This window comes from Runella aurantiaca, from assembly GCF_003339505.1.
Classification (GTDB): Bacteria; Bacteroidota; Bacteroidia; order Cytophagales; family Spirosomataceae; genus Runella; species Runella aurantiaca.
On the sequence record NZ_QPIW01000010.1, the window covers coordinates 1 to 18,637 of the forward strand.

The 18,637-nt window shown below is 45.8% G+C and carries 13 protein-coding genes; 4 read left to right on the forward strand and 9 right to left on the reverse strand.

Annotated elements, in window-relative coordinates; translation table 11 throughout:
* Nucleotides 1-179: 179 nt before the first annotated feature.
* The 5 genes from rny to DVG78_RS13690 all read right to left on the reverse strand — a co-directional run bounded on the left by rny (nt 180) and on the right by DVG78_RS13690 (nt 5,693).
* Nucleotides 180-1,745, reverse strand: coding sequence for a ribonuclease Y (rny, locus tag DVG78_RS13670; RefSeq protein WP_114461637.1), 1,566 nt, complete (start codon nt 1,743-1,745; stop codon nt 180-182).
* A 99-nt stretch (nt 1,746-1,844) separates the two neighbouring features.
* On the reverse strand, nt 1,845-2,144 hold the full coding sequence (zapA, locus tag DVG78_RS13675) for a cell division protein ZapA (protein WP_114461638.1): 300 nt from the start codon (nt 2,142-2,144) through the stop codon (nt 1,845-1,847).
* Between the two features lie 10 nt (nt 2,145-2,154).
* Nucleotides 2,155-2,553, reverse strand: coding sequence for a hypothetical protein (locus DVG78_RS13680; protein WP_114461639.1), 399 nt, complete (start codon nt 2,551-2,553; stop codon nt 2,155-2,157).
* Nucleotides 2,554-2,642: 89 nt separating this feature from the next.
* Nucleotides 2,643-5,066 (reverse strand): phenylalanine--tRNA ligase subunit beta, encoded by a 2,424-nt coding sequence (pheT, locus tag DVG78_RS13685; RefSeq protein ID WP_114461640.1) that lies wholly within the window; start codon nt 5,064-5,066, stop codon nt 2,643-2,645.
* A 303-nt stretch (nt 5,067-5,369) separates the two neighbouring features.
* A complete protein-coding gene (locus DVG78_RS13690) occupies nt 5,370-5,693 on the reverse strand; it encodes a hypothetical protein (RefSeq protein WP_114461641.1) in 324 nt (107 codons plus the stop codon).
* Between the two features lie 448 nt (nt 5,694-6,141).
* Between DVG78_RS13690 and DVG78_RS13695 the strand changes: the two genes are divergently transcribed.
* From DVG78_RS13695 to DVG78_RS13710, 4 genes are all read left to right on the forward strand, one after another.
* Nucleotides 6,142-6,807 (forward strand): ABC transporter ATP-binding protein, encoded by a 666-nt coding sequence (locus DVG78_RS13695; protein WP_114068425.1) that lies wholly within the window; start codon nt 6,142-6,144, stop codon nt 6,805-6,807.
* A gap of 29 nt (nt 6,808-6,836) precedes the next feature.
* A complete protein-coding gene (locus DVG78_RS13700) occupies nt 6,837-8,162 on the forward strand; it encodes a TolC family protein (RefSeq protein WP_114461642.1) in 1,326 nt (441 codons plus the stop codon).
* 171 nt (nt 8,163-8,333) lie between these two features.
* A complete protein-coding gene (gene lgt / locus DVG78_RS13705; protein WP_114461643.1) occupies nt 8,334-9,197 on the forward strand; it encodes a prolipoprotein diacylglyceryl transferase in 864 nt (287 codons plus the stop codon).
* A 108-nt stretch (nt 9,198-9,305) separates the two neighbouring features.
* Complete coding sequence (locus DVG78_RS13710) at nt 9,306-9,914, forward strand: transposase (protein ID WP_114461644.1); 609 nt, start codon at nt 9,306-9,308, stop codon at nt 9,912-9,914.
* 152 nt (nt 9,915-10,066) lie between these two features.
* Here the strand turns inward: DVG78_RS13710 and kynU are convergent, their stop codons facing one another.
* The 4 genes from kynU to DVG78_RS13730 form a co-directional block, all read right to left on the reverse strand.
* Nucleotides 10,067-11,356: a kynureninase gene (gene kynU, locus DVG78_RS13715; RefSeq protein ID WP_114461645.1), complete on the reverse strand. Its 1,290-nt coding sequence runs from the start codon at nt 11,354-11,356 to the stop codon at nt 10,067-10,069.
* Between the two features lie 83 nt (nt 11,357-11,439).
* Nucleotides 11,440-11,886 carry a thioredoxin family protein gene (locus tag DVG78_RS13720; protein ID WP_114461646.1) on the reverse strand — a complete coding sequence of 149 codons (447 nt, stop codon included), beginning with the start codon at nt 11,884-11,886 and terminating at the stop codon, nt 11,440-11,442.
* A gap of 83 nt (nt 11,887-11,969) precedes the next feature.
* Entirely contained in the window at nt 11,970-13,706 is a 1,737-nt protein-coding gene (locus DVG78_RS13725; protein ID WP_114461647.1) for a 3-keto-alpha-glucoside-1,2-lyase-like domain-containing protein, read from the reverse strand.
* Nucleotides 13,707-13,763: 57 nt separating this feature from the next.
* Nucleotides 13,764-18,554, reverse strand: coding sequence for a T9SS type A sorting domain-containing protein (locus DVG78_RS13730; protein ID WP_114461648.1), 4,791 nt, complete (start codon nt 18,552-18,554; stop codon nt 13,764-13,766).
* Nucleotides 18,555-18,637: the final 83 nt, after the last annotated feature.

The following is an 18,637-nucleotide window of genomic DNA, read 5'->3' on the forward strand; positions in this document are numbered from 1 at the left end:
ATTTTAGGTTTGTTAGCACAACTAAAATACGAAAATCCCCGAATTATGCCAAATACGCGCATATTCGGGGATTATTTTTTGATGCAAAGTACTGATATTTAATATCTTAACCCTTTAAAGGGAAGCCTTCTTATGCTTAAAACGAGTTCTGTTTGATAAACTAACCAGAAACCAGCCTTTTATTTTGCGTAGGCTACGGAACGCATTTCACGGATTACCGTTACTTTGATTTGGCCAGGGTACTGCATTTCTTTCTCAATTTTTTGAGAAATATCAAACGAAAGTTTACCCGCGGTATCGTCATTGACAGTATCAGAATTAACAATCACGCGCAACTCACGCCCCGCCTGAATGGCATAGCATTTATCAACGCCAGGGAAGTTGGTAGCTAACGCTTCCAAATCTTTCAAACGCTGAATATATGACTCCATCATCTCGCGACGAGCGCCCGGGCGCGACCCCGAAATAGCATCACACACCTGAATAATGGGCGACATCATACTCGTCATTTCAATTTCATCGTGGTGAGCACCGATGGCATTGCATACTTCTGGATTCTCTTTGTATTTTTTCGCCAACTCCATCCCCAGAATTGCGTGCGGCAGTTCAGATTCTTCGGGCCATACTTTTCCAATATCGTGCAATAACCCGGCACGTTTGGCAAGTTTGGCATTTAATCCCAACTCTGATGCCATCGTAGCACAAAGCCGCGCTACTTCGCGCGAGTGTTGGAGAAGGTTTTGGCCATACGACGAACGGAAACGCATCCGTCCAATCATTTTTACCAATTCAGGGTGCAAACCGTGAACCCCCAAATCAATGACGGTACGCTCGCCAATTTCGACGATTTCGTCGTCAATATTTTTCTTTGTTTTGGAAACCACTTCTTCAATACGCGCCGGGTGAATACGGCCATCCTGCACCAATCGGTGCAACGACAAGCGGGCTATTTCGCGACGAACGGGGTCAAAACCTGAAATAACGATTGCTTCGGGGGTATCATCAACGATGATTTCACAACCCGTAGCCGCTTCAAGGGCCCGAATATTACGTCCTTCCCGGCCAATGATTTTTCCTTTTACATCATCGCTTTCAATGTTGAATACCGAAACGGTATTTTCGATGGCGTGCTCAGAGGCGGTGCGTTGAATAGTTTCGATGACGATTTTCTTGGCTTCTTTGGTGGCCGTCAATTTGGCCTCATCAATCGTATTTTTGATGTATGCCGAGGCTTGCGACTGGGCATCGGCCTGAAGGGCTTCTACCAATTGCTGCTTGGCCTGCTCGGCGGTTAGATTGGCGATTCGCTCCAATTGTTCGACTTGTGAGCGGTGCATTTTTTCGGCTTCATCACGGCGCTTTGTAGCCACCTCGGTTTGTTGTTCGAGGTTTTTCTTAAGAGCTTCTAACTCATTCTCACGACGTTTGTTTTGTTCCGTCATTTGGTTGAGTTGCTGCTCACGTTGCTTGATTTTCTGCTCGTTTTGAAGAATAATCTGCTTCTTTTTATTTGTGTCGTCTTCAAACTCTGATTTCAACCTCAAATATTTTTCTTTCGCTTCAAGAATACGGTCTTTCTTGATGTTTTCGGCGGTAATTTCCGCATTTTTAAGGATTTCGGCGGCGCGCTGCTGGGCGTCTTCTTCGGTTTTTTTGGTTGTCTTTTTAATAACGAAGTAGACAATTACTGCACCCACAACCGCCGAAACGGCAGCGTCGAGTAAAAACAATAATATATCGGGCATCTGTGTCTGTGTTTATAGGTTCAACATATATTCCCTAAACGCAGCCTTGAACGTACCGAACTTATCCCTTTTTGAACGTATTTGAAGAGACCAAAAGGATTAGTTTTGGCCCGATGGATTGAAGTGTCTTTGTAGGTAGTCTAAGTGTTTAAATACTGTTGACTGTATGACTTCTAAATCGTTATCTCCTTTTAGGCGAGCTACCATCGAGTCAAGGCAAACCATTGCCAAAACCTTCTGAATATCCCCTTCTTTTTTCATTCGAAGTTCTACCTGTGCATCAACTTTCTTGGCTGCTTCTCTCATAAAAGACTCATCTTCGTCTGAGTCAGCCCAGACTTCGTAAGATTTATCGGCAATCTTTACTCTTACGATTCGCCTTTTTTTTATGGTTTCCATTGCGTCTGGGTCACAACGTGTGTAACAAAGTGATGGTTTCTTCTACGTATCGAATGTATTCGTCCAATTTGGTGTTCAGTTCCGTAATCGCGTCTACGTTTTTCGGGTTTTTTACAATTATAGACAATTGTTTGAAATTATTTAACTTTTCTTTCAAAGAAAGTTCTTTTTCTCGCAATTGTTTATTTTCCGTTTTTAAGATTTTAATTTCTTGCCGTTCAAATTTCAGTTCCTCGTTTTGTTTGTCATAACGCTTTTGAAGGACTTCAAAGCGTGACTTTAGCTCGCTGTGCGCCGCTTTTTCGTGGGCGTAGGCCGCTTGCAACGCACTAACACTTCTTTCAACAAACAGAAATTGAAAATTCAGCTCGTCTAAAAGTCTATCGTCTTCGAAGGTTACAAGTTTCATGCCGCGTTATGTTATCCTGTAAAACTTCAACCTTGGACATTAAAAACGAACACTCATTCTAACGTCCAAGGTCACCCATCCAGTATTTGTTATTTACGTATTACTGCATTTAAGTCTTTTTCAAAAGCCATCATTAATTTCTGCATGGTCTTGTCAATGACTTTGTCGGTCAGGGTTTGGGTCTCATCCTGAAGCGTGAAGCTTACAGAATACGACTTTTTATCTGCGCCAATATTTTCTCCTTCATACACGTCAAACACGTTGATGTTGGTCAACAACTCCCGCTCATACTTATGGGCTGTCTGACGAATTTGTTCAAAAGTGACGGCTTTATCCAACACCAACGATAAATCACGGCGTACTTCTGGAAACTTAGACACTTCCGTAAAACGCACCTTATCGTTGTATTGTTTCAACAAATAAGCCCAATCAAAATCCGCATAAAAAACGGGTTGTTTGATGTCGGCGATTTTAGTCAGCTTTGCTTTTACCTGCCCAAAACTAACGACAGGCTTCTTTTTAATGGTGTAAGACAGGCCATACTCAAAAATTGTTTTGTCTTGAATTTCCTGCTTCTCTACCTGCGCCACCCGAAAGGCATTCAAAACCAAATGTACTATCCCTGCCAAATCGTGAAACGCCAGTTTTTGGTCTTTGGCCAACCAGCTTTCGGCCCGTTGATGACCCGCCATCAATAAAACCAAGTGCGAAAGTTCCTTGTACTTCGATTCGGGCATCTTGTGATACGTTTTCCCAAATTCACAGATTCTCAAATCACGCTGACGACGGTTCAGGTTATAAGCCAATGACTCCAATCCCGAAAACAGCATCGTTTGGCGCATCACCGAGAGGTCTTCGCTCAAAGGGTTAAGCATCACTACATCTTCTCCGGGCAAACTCGCCCGAACTGCGTCGTTGTACATGGGTTTTGTCAACGAATTTGCCATGGTTTCATTAAATCCATTGGCGGCTAAAAGGTTAGCAATGCGCAATTTCTGTTTGTCAGGGTCCACAATTGGGAAGCCCGACAGGAAGTCGGTGGCTAGGTTTTCGGAAAGCTCTATGTTGTCGAATCCATAAATCCGCAGGATTTCTTCAATGACATCCGCTTCGCGCGTCACATCAACGCGGTAAGGGGCCACAGAAGCCAAAAATCCTTCGGGTGTTTCGTCTTGAATTTCGATGTCGAGACTGGTCAAAATCTGCTTGATCAGCGCGCGGTCTAGTACTTTTCCGATGAGTCTATCGACATTTTTATACTTAACTTTCACTTCATGATTGGGAATCGGATTGGGATAAATATCCACAATTTCCGACGATACTTGACCGCCCGCAACTTCCTGAATCAACAGTGCTGCGCGTTTGAGAGCATAGACTGGCATGTTGGGGTCGGTTCCGCGCTCGAAGCGGAAAGAGGCGTCGGTTTTCAGGCCGTGAAAAGTACCCGTCTTGCGAATTGAAGCGGGAGAAAAATAAGCAGCTTCCAGAAAAATATCCGTCGTTTGCTCCGAAACACCCGACTTAGTGCCGCCAAAAACACCCCCGATACACATGGGTTCTTCGGCGTTACAAATCATCAAATCTCGGTCCGACAGCTTGCGTTCTACGCCGTCAAGGGTCACAAAAGGCGTACCAGCAGGCAGCGTTTTCACGATTACTTTGTTGCCGATGATTTTGGCCGCATCAAAAGCGTGCAACGGTTGGCCAAGTTCATGGCAAATGTAGTTGGTTATATCTACCACATTGTTAATCGGCCGCACACCTACTGCCTGCAATTTTTCTTTCAGCCAATCTGGCGACTCAGTCACGGTCAAGCCCGAAATCGTCAGCCCTGCATAACGCGGGCAGGCTTCGGAGTTTTCAACACTTACTTCGATAGGCGAGGTTGTAGTTGAAACAGTAAAGTTGTCAACTACTGGCATTTTCAGCTCTCGGTTCAACACCGCTTTCAAGTCACGGGCCACGCCGAGGTGAGAGGCCGCATCGGCGCGGTTGGGCGTCAGCCCGATTTCAATGACGTAATCAGGCAACAAGCCGAAGTATTCCGCCGCCGACGTGCCATTGGGCAAATCAGTATCCAATACCATGATGCCCGCGTGTGAAGTACCCAAGCCGATTTCGTCTTCAGCACAAATCATTCCTTCGGAAGGATGGCCATACACTTTGCGCTTGGCAATGCTAAAAGGCTCTCCGCCAGTCGGATGAATCGTGGCCCCCACAGTTGCTACGACTACTTTCTGCCCAGCAGCTACGTTGGCCGCCCCACACACGATGTTGGATGGCACATCCGCGCCAATATCAACCGTGGTAAGGTGCAATGTTTTTTCTTTGACGGTAAAAGGTTCGCAAGTAAGCACCTCTCCAATCACGATGCCCTCCAATCCTCCTTCTACTCGTTCGACGGGGTCAATGCCTTCCACTTCGAGACCAGTGGCGGTCAACAATTTACCGACTTCTTCGGCAGACTCTTGAATATCAATAAGTTCTTTAAGCCAGTTATAGGAAATTTTCATTGAGAATTTGTTAATCGTTATACCAGTCAGCCGTTATCAGGCAACGTTTTTCAACCAACGTCCAACCAATAACCAGCAACTTTTGCCCACAGGCACCGCAAAATTAGGGGATTTTAGGGAAATTTAAGGTGTTGAAATGCGTAGACGTCTCAGCATTTCAAAAGCAGTGGAAAACTGTCTTGGTTCATCTACCTCTTGCCAGGTGGTAATTCGTCCTAATTCGATTTGCTGTTTTATTTTCCGAATGAACGGTTTACGGTGCAATTTTACACATTCTGCATTGACACAGAGTGTATCTATCATCTACTGAATTCGCTTTTGTTCATCTTCATGCAAACCCAAATTGGGGATCAACTCATCCAATTCATAATCATATTCCAGAAGCCGAAATGGGTCATAATCAGGAGAGTCAGGTTTTAAAATAGAATCAATAGGTTTATCATCTTTGTCATTATTCGCTTTTCCAAGTACCATAAATAAGTTATCCCAGAGCCAGGCCTTCCCATTTTTTAAAGACGCATCAAAATGGTATAACTCATCTTCTGTTTTTGCACAATTGCTTGAAACTGGATGGCAATGCAGAAACGGCATCGAAACAAATTTTTGCCAGAAAATACCTAGAGCCATAGTAAGATATTAGGCAAAACGCTTGTAGCAATTGGTATTAATTTCTCTTCGGAGACTAAAAATATTGAGGGGTACAAAGAAAAAACCATCTCCATGGCCAAGAAAGAGATTTAGCTTTTATTTGAGGCTAATTTGCTTTGAAAACTACCCCTGTTGAGGCTGAAAACTGAAAAAAAGGGAGAATCTACCGCCTAAATAATGGTATAAAAGAGCAGAATATCGCAATTGCTCTAAACGAAAAAATCCCAAAACCAGTAACTTTACGGCTTAAAAAATCTTGCAAGTACGTGGTTTCGGCTTCGTCCGCAGGCGTACAAATATTGTCCGTTTTCGGACGATTTTATGAAGGCAAAATAAATTAATGTGCTGATTTTCAGCAATATGATAAGTTGGCACAACTCGTGCAAAATACATTACATTATCCTTAATATTACTTACCAACAGGTCCATGATTCAGTTAAAAGGCATTTCAAAGCATTATCCGGCAGGTTTTGGAAAAACGTATGTATTGCGTAATATCAATTTGGGAATAAATGAGGGGGAATTTGTCTCCATTATGGGACCATCTGGCTCGGGAAAATCCACATTGCTCCATATTTTGGGGTTGTTGGAAGAGCCCTCGGAAGGAGAATACCTGTTTTTGGACGAAAAAGTAGACAAACTCACCGAAAAGAAGCGCACTGAATTGCACCGTCACCGCATTGGGTTTGTGTTTCAGGCCTACCATTTGATTGACGAACTGACGGTGTACGAAAACATCGAAACGCCGCTGTTGTACAAAGGAACCTCGTCGTCGGAGCGCAAGAGTCGGGTGGCCGAATTGTTGGATCGTTTTAACATGGTTGCAAAAAAAGACTTGTTTCCCAGTCAGTTATCGGGCGGGCAGCAACAATTGGTAGGCATCGCGCGGGCCATTGTTCATGAGCCTAAAATCATTTTTGCCGATGAGCCAACGGGGAATCTGCATTCCGAGCAAGCCAAAGAAATCATGGAATTGTTTAGAGAACTCAATCAAAAAGACAAAGTTTCTATCGTTCAGGTGACGCACTCAGAGGCCAACGCCGAATACGGAAACCGGGTTATTCGACTGAAAGACGGTTGGGTTTCAGAATAATCATTCGTTTATTGTTAAAAGAAATTTTCATGTTACAGGTATCTAAAATACGGTTTGCAGTCATTGGGATGCTGTTTTTTGCCTTGAATGCAAGTGCCCAAAAAACGTTGACCTTGCGGGAGTGTGTTGAATTATTGACAAAAAATAACCTCACCTACCGTGAAAGCCAGTTGCAGGCACAAAGTGCAGGGGCTCAATTGCAACAAACGAGGTCGCAGCAATTGCCGCAAATCGGATTCAGCGCTGGACAAAACCTAAACTTCGGTCGTAGTATCGACCGTTTTACCAATGCTTACATCGACCAGTTGTACAATACCAACGGGATCGGTTTAGGCTTTCAGGTTCCGTTGTTTCAGGGATTTCAAATTCAGCATCAAGTGCAGCAAGGTATTGCGCTGCGCGATGCGGCCTTGAAAAATCAAGAGGCCATCCTTAACCAGCAAATCATTCGGGTGCTTCAGGCATACGTGCAGGTGCTGGCCACCAAGGCCTTATACGATGCTGCGCAGCAGCAGGTGGCGTCGTCGCAGCAGCAGGTAGATCGGGTGGAAAAGCAAGTAGCGGCGGGAACCGTGGGCCAAAATACTTTGTACGAAATAAAGGCGCAGTTGGCCAATGATAAATTTGACGAAGTGACCGCGCGCAACAACGAACAGCTGGCGAAATTGACGTTGTTTCAGTTGATGAACATTCAACCCGAAAAAGACGTATTGCTCGAACCCATCGCCGACGCAGCCACCGCCCTGAGTGTGGCTCCCGCCGCCGATGCCATCTATGAGGAAGCGTTGAAGTTGTTTCCAGAAGTGAAAAGCAGTGAGCTACGTTTGAGCAGCTTTGCGAGTCAGATTCGGGCGGTAAAAGCAAACAGCCTTCCTTCGTTGAACCTTTCGGGAAATTTTGCCGCTTTTTACGCGTCGTCCAACTCCGAGCGTAGTTACTTCAAACAATTGGATGCTACCCGCAATGGCTCACTAAGTTTAGGTCTGAATATTCCCATCATGGGGCGTTGGCAGGTTCGTCCGCGCGTGGACGTGGTCAAGGCGCAGCAGGAGCTGGCCCGAAATCAGGTCGATGGGGTGAAACAACTTTTGCGGCAGTCTATCGAACTGGCGGTGCAGCAGCTAGATGCCACCACCGACCGCTACGCCGCCGCGCAGAGTCAGGTGGAATCTTTACAGGCCAACTTTTCGGCGGCCGAAAGCCGCCTGAATGCGGGCACCATCAATGTGTTTGAATATACCCTTGCCAAAGCAAATCTGGCCCGGGCGCAGGCAAATGCCATTCGCTCACGCTACGAATACGCCCTTCAGCGTCAGATAATTGAATTTTACCGAAAAGGTAAATGGGAATTTTAGGGGTAGCCGGTAAATAAGCAAATAGTTAAAAGCTATTTGAAGGTTGATTATCAATGGTTTGTAATTAACTTTCAACTTTTCGTTCCTCACAATTATGTACTTCTAATAATCTTTCTTGATTTTTGTGAAGGTTTTAGTATCATTGATACCTTCATTCAAAATCGGTCACTTATGTTTGGCTATATTATCTGGGATGTAAATCCTGAAATTTTCAGTATCGGCAGTTTTTCCATTCGTTGGTATGGTTTGTTGTTTGCCTCTGGTTTTTTGGTAGGGCAACGCATCATGACGCATGTTTTTCGCAAAGAAGGAATCAAAGAAACGTTGTTGGATTCGCTTTTGCTCACCATGGTGATTGCCACCGTTTTGGGGGCGCGTTTCGGGCATTTTTTGTTTTATGAACCCGAAGTATTACTCAAAAATCCACTGCAAGTCATTACGCCTCCTTTTGCTGGTTTGGCCAGTCACGGAGCGGCTATCGGTATTTTGTTGGGGTTGTTTATTTACGCCCGCAACAAGAAAATGAGTTTTCTGTGGGTGTGTGACCGCATCGTGATTGTGGTGGCCCTTGCGGGTTGTTTTATTCGCCTCGGCAACCTGATGAATTCGGAGATTGTAGGGAAAGTCACGGCCGTTCCGTGGGCGTTTGTGTTTACCCGCAACTATGAATTTACCCAGTACCCACGTCACCCGGCGCAGTTATATGAAGCCATTGCTTGCTTGGTGCTTTGTTTTATATTATTTCGGTTGTGGAGCCAGCGTAAATCGCAGACGCCGCAGGGAATGTTGGTCGGAATCTTCCTGATTTGGGTGTTTGGACTGCGCTTCGTGATTGAGTTTTTCAAAGAAAATCAAGTGGCTTTTGAAAACGAACTTGCCTACAACATGGGACAGATTTTGAGTATTCCAGTTGTATTGTTAGGCGTTGTATTTTTAATTTATGCGTTGAGAAACAAAGATAAAAAGCAGGTGACTTTTACCGACAGCGCCGCCGAGGAGGCAAACCGCGCAGAGTCGCAGGTGGCCAAATCATAACCGCTCAATAAATTTAACTTGTTGGGCGTAAAGCCGGTGCATAAAAAATGTAATTTCGGGGGAACATGTGTTCCCCTTTTTTTATTCATAAACCTAAAATAGTAACCAATGAAAACGATTAAACTCATCGCCATTTTCTTGTCTTTGGCGGTTCTCACTTGGAATTGTGCCAGCAAAGATGCTGAAGAAGAGGCGAAAGAAGAACCTAAAAATGGCCTAGAAGCCCTCCAAAAACTGGGTGAAGAAGCCGAAAGAATGTCGAAAGAAGGTCCCAAAGAGACGGTTGACCCTAAATTGTTGAAGGAGTTGCTACCCGCAGATGCCGATGGCCTGAAACGCAAGGAGGCATCAAGCGAAAAAAGCGCCGCGATGGGTTTTGGGGTTTCGACGGCCAAAGCTTCTTACCGCGATGACAACGGACAGGATATTGACGTAAATATCACCGACGTGGCGGGAATGGGCGTGGCGCTGATGGGCATGGCAGCGTGGTCGATGGCTTCGATTGACAAAGAAACCGAAACGGGCTATGAAAAAACCACCGAATACAAAGGCCACAAAGCGTTTGAGAAATACAATACACAATCCAAAAACGGTGAAATATCGGTCATTGTCGCCAATCGGTACATTGTTCAGGTAGAAGGCCGCGATGTGGATATGGATAAAATCAAGTCTGTTTTGGATGACATCGACTTGGACAAACTGGCGGATATTAAATAAATGATCAGAAGTCAGAAGCGAGGAGTGAGAATAAATGCACTTCTCGAAAAAGGCTTTGAAAGGTAAATCCTCTCAAAGCCTTTTTTGTAATTAATGGTCTGACTAGCGTCTGACCATTAATTACAAAACCAATTCAATTAAGCCTGAAACTTTCAATAGTTTTCCAGTGCTTCACCAACTTTCCACACGTCTTCAAAACAATTATATAATGGAATCGGGCTAAGACGGATGCAATTGGGCTCGCGCCAATCACCAATAATTCCCTGCGCGGTTAAGTAATCAAAAACTTTTTTGCCTTCATTGTCAATCAATAACGAAAGCTGACAGCCGCGTTGGGCAGGATCGGAGGGAGTCATCAGGCGGATTTTTTCCGTTCCTGCTTTTTGATTGACGCGTTGAATAATGACTTCTAAAAAGCCCGTTAGCTCCACGCTTTTTGTCCGCAAATTTTCAATCCCTGCTTCTTCAAAGAGTGCCAACGACGCCCGATGAACCGCCAGTGCCATAATATTGGGCGTGCTTAATTGCCAGCCTGCGGCGCCTTGCATGGGAACAAAACCTTTGGTCATTTCAAATCGTCGGGCTTCATTGTAGCCCCACCAACCCGCTAGTCGTTGCACCGAAGCGTCGTGATGCTTTTCGTGAACAAATACCCCCGAAACACCTCCTGGGCCTGAATTAAGATATTTGTACGAACACCATACCGCAAAGTCTACACCCCAATCGTGTAATCGAAGCGGTATATTTCCCGCCGCGTGTGCCAAGTCAAAACCCACCAAGATGCCGTATTGGTGCGCCAAAACGGTAATGGCCTCCATGTCGTAAACCTGACCCGTATAATAATGCAAACCGCTCATGCAAACCAACGCCAGTTCGTCGGCATTTTGGCGGATAGCGTCCAACAAATCTTCGGAACGAACGGTGTATTCTCCTTCTCGCGGGGCTACCTCAATCAGGGCGGTGGCGGGGTCATAGCCTCTAAATTTCAGGTGGGTTTCAATGGCATATTGGTCAGACGGAAAGTCACCCGATACCGTCAAGACTTTATGGCGTTGTGCCGTCGGTTGATAAAATGACGCCCACATCAAATGTAAGTTGACCGTCAGGTGGTTCATCGGACAAACCTCTTCGGGAAGTGCCCCTACTATTTTGGCCAATGATTGCTGACAATAGCGGTGGTAGCTGAGCCACGATTCTTCACCCTCAAACCATCCTTCCACGCCGTAGTTTTGCCACGTGGTAAGTTCGCGATCAATGGCTTCACGGGCTGATTTGGGTTGCAGTCCTAAGGAGTTGCCGCACAGATAAATCTGTGATTTTTCATTGTGTTGGGGATGATAAAACCGTTCGCGAAAGTTGCGTAAGGTATCCTGCTGGTCTTTTTCCAACGCCCAATCGTGCAGTTCTTGAGAAGAGAGCGGAAGCAAATGTTGAAGGTTCACGTGGTTTTTGGTTTACCATTAAACAAAATAAAACCCCTTTGGTTGATGCCAAAGGGGAAGAACGCACTGAATGTTGCAGGAAATTATTTTTTGCTGGCTACCATTTTGGCAAATTTAATGAGCTCAGGCCCATCCATAGCACCCAAATGCATGGTAACGACTTTTCCGTTTCCATTGATAAAAAACAACGAAGGATAACCCTCAATGGGGTACATTGTGGCCAATCGGGGACCTTCACCCTCTTCCATGTCTTTTTTGATATTGATAAAATTAGCGTTGAAGTATTCGCCTACGTCGCTGCGGGTAAAGACGTTTTTTTGGAGCATTTTACAAGGGCCGCACCAACTGGTGTAAGCATCAAAAAAGATTAATTTCTTCTCTTTTTTGGCTTTTTCAAGTGCTTTTGCCCAAGGTAACTCAACAAACTGAATGCCAGAAGCTGCGGGAGCTTTTGTAACCTTTGGGGTGGTAGCGGCAATGCCTGACAGCATCAGGAGGGCTATTGCTAAAGCAGAGATGAAGCGTTGCATTGGTATAACTGTTTTTGTTTTAAAGTATGTTTTGAATTTACAACGCAAATTTCGTGCAAAATGGTTTATTGCGTCGTGAAAACTTACCAAATCAAGGAATAATGCAATGATCCAGTAAGCGGCAATAGCAGTTCTTGTTGTCCTTTGACGGTACGAACTACGGGTTTGCTTTTAGGGTCAATGCGCACATAATACCTTTGGCCGTCAATTTCATACAAGCCTTTTTCCAACAATGAAATGCTCTTGCCCACTACTAACCGGACGTACGTATTCGGCAAATTGCCAGTGATGGTACGCGTAAGTCCGCCGTTTTCGGGGGCTATTTCGTCGGTAATGTCGCCATTGCTGGTACGGTAAGTGAGTGTGGGGATTCCTGCGGGGTTGAGGCGATAACCTTTAAATGATAAATCAACCGACGAATCGGGCCACGCGGCATTGAGGTCATTCAACACGGCAAAGTCGGTTTGACCAGCGGTGAGGATGGCCGAGCCCATCGGATGCAGAATCTGCGGTTCGCCGCGCTCGTACCACATCTCGGTTACGTTGGCAAATCCACCCTTCCAAAACTGCAGAATAGAACCACGATTGAGGTCTAAGCTGTAATGAATGCCTTCGGGTGTGCCTACCGAAAGGCAATGGGTGCGCTTGCCTTTTTCGCCTTCGCGCTGAATGAACGAGCGCACCAACTCAGCTTTGCCATTAGCGGTTACTTCAATGGTAGGGATGGGCGTGGGTTCGGGTAAAGACGAAGTTACATGCAAAGGATACTGACGTACACCCTGCGTTGCCACAAACATTCCCAATCCAGGCCGCCGCCACGTAAACTTATGGTGGTGAAGACGGAAAGGATGCAAACCTTTGGTTAAATGCACCGTAACGGGTACGTAATTTTGTAGGAAGTCATTCCATTGGTAAGGCAATACTGTTTTGCCGTCAATCTCAAGGGCGGCGTTGGACATGTAGGCCAGTTGAAAGGTATAATCAGCTTCCTGCGCCACGTCTAGTTGACCGTCGTAGAGTAAATAATAACTATTGTTTCCCATTCCCCATTCGCGGGTCAAAATAGACGTTGTGTCTTTTTTGAGAAGGTTTTCGGCCAAAAGTTCTTTGGGTTTATCATTACCCGCTTTGTATAACTGGTAAGACAGGTTGCGTAACGCTACTGGGCGGGTATCATTGAGCAACTGATAAAAGACGTTTCGGAAAGCGGCCATGCCCGACACGACTTCCAGCGATAGGGCCGTTTCGGTCGTCGGCGGAGCGCTAAGAAATGCATTCTCCTGAACGGTTACGCCATTGAGGACCAGTTTTTCAATTTGGGCGGCAGTGGTTTGCCCTGCCCTTTTAAATTGTACCGTTATGCTTTGCCAAAGGCCCGGGGCTTTGGCGGCATTTTGTAGGGGAGCCAATACCCCAATACCCGCGCTGACGTTTGCGTCCAATCGGGGGCTTTTCCAACTGTCATTGAGTCGAATGGCGTAGCCTCCGGGAAGGGTTAAGGCGGCATTGGTGCCGGGTGCTAGCATGAACTCCATCTTGAGCACAATATCACCTACCCCAAGGGCAACAGCAGCCTTGGCTCCTGTTTTGCCCAAAATAAGGCTGGTGTTTTTGTCGGTAGAAGAGGCGGTTTTCACAAACGACGCTTTGTCGGGATGCAAGGTCACCGACCCCGCCGCTTTCCAGTCGCCCGATAATTGAAAGGGCGCGTTTCCGTCGGTGGCGAGTTGGGTCATGCCCTGGTTTTGGGCATTGAGCGAAAAAATCAAACCGGCCGCCAAAAGTAGGCAGCCGGTTTGGAAAGCAATACGTATTTTCATATTCGAGGAATGTCGGCGTTTTGTGTATTATTAATCAAAAACGTTGACCTGTTATTTCTACTGTACTTTTAAGATTTTTCGTCGGGCAATTTGGCCATCACGCTCGGCATTTAGGAAGTACATACCGGGGGCTAGGCTGCTGAAATCCAGCTCGTCTTTGTTTGACGTGGTTTGTTGACGTAATATAATTCGCCCCAAACCATCAGTTACCGTCATCGAAACCGTCTTGCCTGTGGTACCGTCGATTTCGATGGTACAGCGAGCCTGAACTGGTACTGGATACACTTTAATCCACTCACTGCTGAGGGCAGGCTCTACGCCCAACACAGGGTCTACGATAAGCACAAACCGAGACGTAGCGGGGCCGTTTCCGCAACTATTACTGATGGATACCACGCTGTAAGTATTGGTTTTGCCCGGTCTGACGGTAAATTCATAGGGTGTAACGGAGGTTGAGAAAGTAGTGTCTTTGGTGGAAAGACTATCCCGATACGTAATGTTCCAAGGTGTTTCGCCCGTAAAGGCAATGGCCAGTTTAGCACTCTCATTTTCATAGATTCTGGTCGGCCCTGAAATCGTAGCCGTCGGCAATTCCCGTATATTTATTTGAACAGGACTTAGTTTCCCTTTTATCGTAAAATTATTTCCTGCTACAGAAGCTAGACCCACAATTCTCAAATAGTAAGTACCGCCCAAAGTAGCATTGGGAATGGTAGCTCTAACGGGACTGTTGTTTCCTTCTGTCGGAATGGTTTGGAAACTGGCATCATCCATTGTTTTGGAAATCTGCACCCGGAATTGCGTACTGGAAGGGAAAAAGTCGGATGAAAAATAAGGAATCGTGAACGTTTGGCTCGCGCAAATGGTGGTAGCACTTGGATTCCCAACATCAATGGTGGCTATTTTTACCTGCACAGAAGCACTGCCTGCGGGCGTTCCTTCCCCGCAATTGTTGGTAATTTTTGTGACGTTATAAATGGTTGATTCAAGGGGATAAACTTGAATCGTTACGGGATTTTGGGGAGTTGTGAATGTTGATCCGTTGGAAAGCGTATACGTCCAAGGGCCTTGTCCTGTAAAAGCAATGGTTAAATTGCTGGGTTCTCCTTGTGTAATTGCGCCACCACCCGTAAGGGTTGCACTAGGAAGCGGCTGAATCACCACGGTGATTTCCGCTCTTGGACTTTCGCAGGTATTCGCACCAGTTTGGGTTACATAAAACTGGTAAGTGCCGGGCGTTTGGGTGGGCGGAATGTTAGGCGTATCTTGAGGTGTACCACCTGTTTTGTTGGTATTATACCATTTTAATCTTTCTCCCGTTGCCTGAAGTGGCTGAGGGGTAGAATTTTGGCAACTTACCACTGGAACACTACTTACCATTGGCAGCGGAGTAGTACGAACGTTGACTTTGATTTCAGTACGCCCACCTCGGCAGCCGTCTCGTACTTGCAACACGGCAAAAGTTCCCACAAATCCAGCATCAGTCGTAATCACGGGCGCATTACCCGTTTCGTTACTGTTGGGTAAAATCCACACCAAATTTTGTCCAGTACCTTGCAATTTAGCGTCTAGCTGAACCGATGGGTCAAATTGGCAAAGCAGGTATTCCTGTTTCGGTACATTCGGAAAAGGAGGCAGTGGCTTGACAGTTACCTTCACTTCGGTTCGGGGACTTTCACAACCGAACGAATTGGTTTGAGTAACAAAATAACTGGTAACGATGGAATTATCGGTTGAGTTGTTAGTTGAAGGTCGTGGGGCTTCTCCTAAAGCGGATCCTCCCGACCCTTGGTTATACCATCTTGGGTTTTCTCCATTGGTTGAGAGCTGTTGCGCAGGGGAAGTAGCGCAGTAAGTAGGCGAGTCAGCACTTGGATTGCCAGGGGTTGGATTGACAATAAAATTGAACTGCTGTCCACTCCCTGTACAAGTAGATGTGGAAGGAACTACATTGATCGTTGCCGTAACCACATTCTGTGAATTATTGATTGCGGTAAAACCACCATTAATATTTCCTGTTCCACCCGTGCCAAAGCCCACATTGGTTGAACTTGACCAATTGAAGGTAGTGTTGGGAGTATCACTAGAAAATGTAAGTGCCGGACCTGTTGCATTCGCGCAAATCGCGTTAGGAGTTGGAAGGTTAGCTTTGGGTGTTGGATTGATTGTAATGGTAAACGATTTGGATGCCCCCGGACAGGTATTTGCCGTTGGGGTTACGGTGATGGTTGCTAGGGTAGTGCTGCTTACTGGATTTGTAAGTGTGTAGTTATTGATGTTTCCTGTACCGTTTGCGCCAAATCCAATATTTGAGGTACTTGACCATGCAAAAGAAGTGTTGGGGGTTGTACTGCCAAAGTTGATTGCAGTACCGTTTGTCCCTCCGCAGAAAGTTAAGTTACCAATATCATTTAATACAGGCGTGGGATTGACGGTCACGGTAAATAATTGAGCAGGGCCTGTACAGGTAGCTGTTTTGGCCGCAACACTCACATTGGCGATTATCGGCGTTGCTCCTCCGTTAGTGGCTGCATAGGTAGGAATATTTCCTGTTCCTGCGGTGGAAAAACCTACATTGGCTGAAGAACTCCAACTAAAAGTGGCCCCGGAAGTTTGGCTGCTGAAACTAATCGCAGGAGCCTGTGCTTTATTACAAAATACAGCGCTTGTAATGGAATTTACTTTCGGAGAAGGATTGACGGTAATAGTAAATGATTTTGGAGAACCTGGGCAGGTATTAGCTGTTGGAGTTACTGAAACTGTACCTGTTACGATAGTGGGACTACTATCTATCGCGGTATATCCCCCTATATTTCCGTTTCCAGATGTTCCAAAACCCACATTAGCGGTACTACTCCATGCATAATTCGTATTGGGAGTTGTACTGGAGAAATTAATGGCAGGAGCACTGGCCCCTCCGCAAAAAGCGGCATCAGCAATTGTGTTTATTACAGGAGTAGGATTGATTGTAATGTTGAACGCAGTGGCTGAGCCCGTACATGTAGCTGTTGAAGGAGTAACGTTAAATGTACTGAAAAGTGGATTGGTAGTAGTGTTTTTGGCTTTGTACACAGCGATGTTGCCCGAGCCGCTTGTGCCGAATCCAACATCCGCAGAACCTGTCCAGCTGTAAGTTGTCCCAGTCACTGAGCCAGAAAAACTTATAGCGGCAGCATCTGCTCCATTACAAAAAGTATTCCCTGAAGTATTGATGGAAACGGTTGGTTTAGGATTAATGGTTATTTTGAAATTTCTTGGAGTACCATCACAACCATCAATGGTGGGCGTCACGGTCACGGTTGCTTCTAAAGGCGTTGTATTGCTGCTAGTAGTAGTATAATTACCAATGTTTCCATTGCCCGAAGTTCCAAAGCCAACATCAGCAGTGCTGGTCCATTTAAAGCCTGCTCCGCTGGTTGGGCTGGTAAAGTTTATCCCGGCAACCTGTAGACCACCGCAATAGGTCTTATCTGTAATAGCAGCGACTGTGGCTGTAGGATTGACCTTTATGGTAAAGGTTTCATTATTGCCAGTACACCCGTCGGCTACGGGTGTCACCGTCACCGTAGCAGTAACGGGAGCAGTAGCTGCATTGGATGCTGTATAAGCTGCAATATTGCCTGAACCTGATGAAGCAGATAATCCTACTCCCATATTTACTGACCAATTGAAAATAGTATTGGGTACAGAACCGCTAAATGTAATTGGGGATCCTTGAGCACCGTTACAATGAGTACGATCAGGTACATTGTTTACAGTTGGACCAGATTTGACCGTGACTGTTACTTTGGTACGGGGCACAAACTCGCACCCAAACGAAGTGGCTTGCGTAACATAATATTCCGTAACCGTAGTGCTGTTGACGTTAGTGTTGATATTGGGTGCCCCGTTAAGCAGGGTTGAATTGTTGCTTGCGTACCATTTTATGGTGTTTCCTGAGGTAGGGGTCGCACTTAACGTCGAAGGAGACTGTCCTTGGCAATAAACCACGTTTGCGGTGGTCTCAGGGGGGAGCGTAGCTCGTTGATTTATGTTGACAGTGATGGTGGTGCGGCTACTTTCGCAATTATTTACCGTTTGGCTCACGTAATAAAGTTGCGTTCCTGCCCCACCTGTAATGGGCGTGGGGGCGGTTGTACTTCCCGTTCCGCCTGATGAAGCGGTGTACCATTTCAAATTACTACCGTTTGCCGAAAGAGGCCCGGGTGAGTCTCCTTGGCAATAATTGAGGGTACTTTGCGCAACGGTTGGGGGAGCGGTAAGAATGACATTGACGGTAATTTGGGTACGAAGGCTTTCACAACCATTGACGGTTTGACTTACGTAATAAAACTGCGTTCCTGCAGTACCAGTCATTGGATTGGGGGGCGTCGAGCTTGATGTTCCTCCCGAAGCAACGGTGTACCACTTTAAGTCAGTACCAGTAGCACTTAACGGCGAAGCGGTAGCTCCCACACAATAATTGACCGTCGTGGATGGAACCGTGGGATTGGAGGGAGGGTTGCCGATTTGTAACGTTTGGGTGCTGGCAGCCGACGTGACCATTCCTGATATTACCCGAACTTTAAATCCGTTGCCCGTGATGTTGGGAAGGGTCGCCGATACAGGACTGCTTGTGCCAGTACCGATAATATTAGCGCTTAGAGAGGCTGGAAATACACCGCTCGCATTTGAAATTTGAACCGTAAACGTAGTAAGTGAGCTAATAAACGCTACTTGAATGCTGGCACCTGTACAAAATGATGTATTATTCACGGTTACGGCCGTAATGGTTTGCGCTACACCCGTAATTGCTAACCCACAGACCAGTAAAGTTGCGTAGCTAAGAATAAGTAGTTTTTTTAACATAACTTAAATTAGAAATAGGTTTTTTTTGTAAAAAACGCTTAAAATTAGTGCTTTATTGAAAACAGTCCTCTTTTCTGACCACA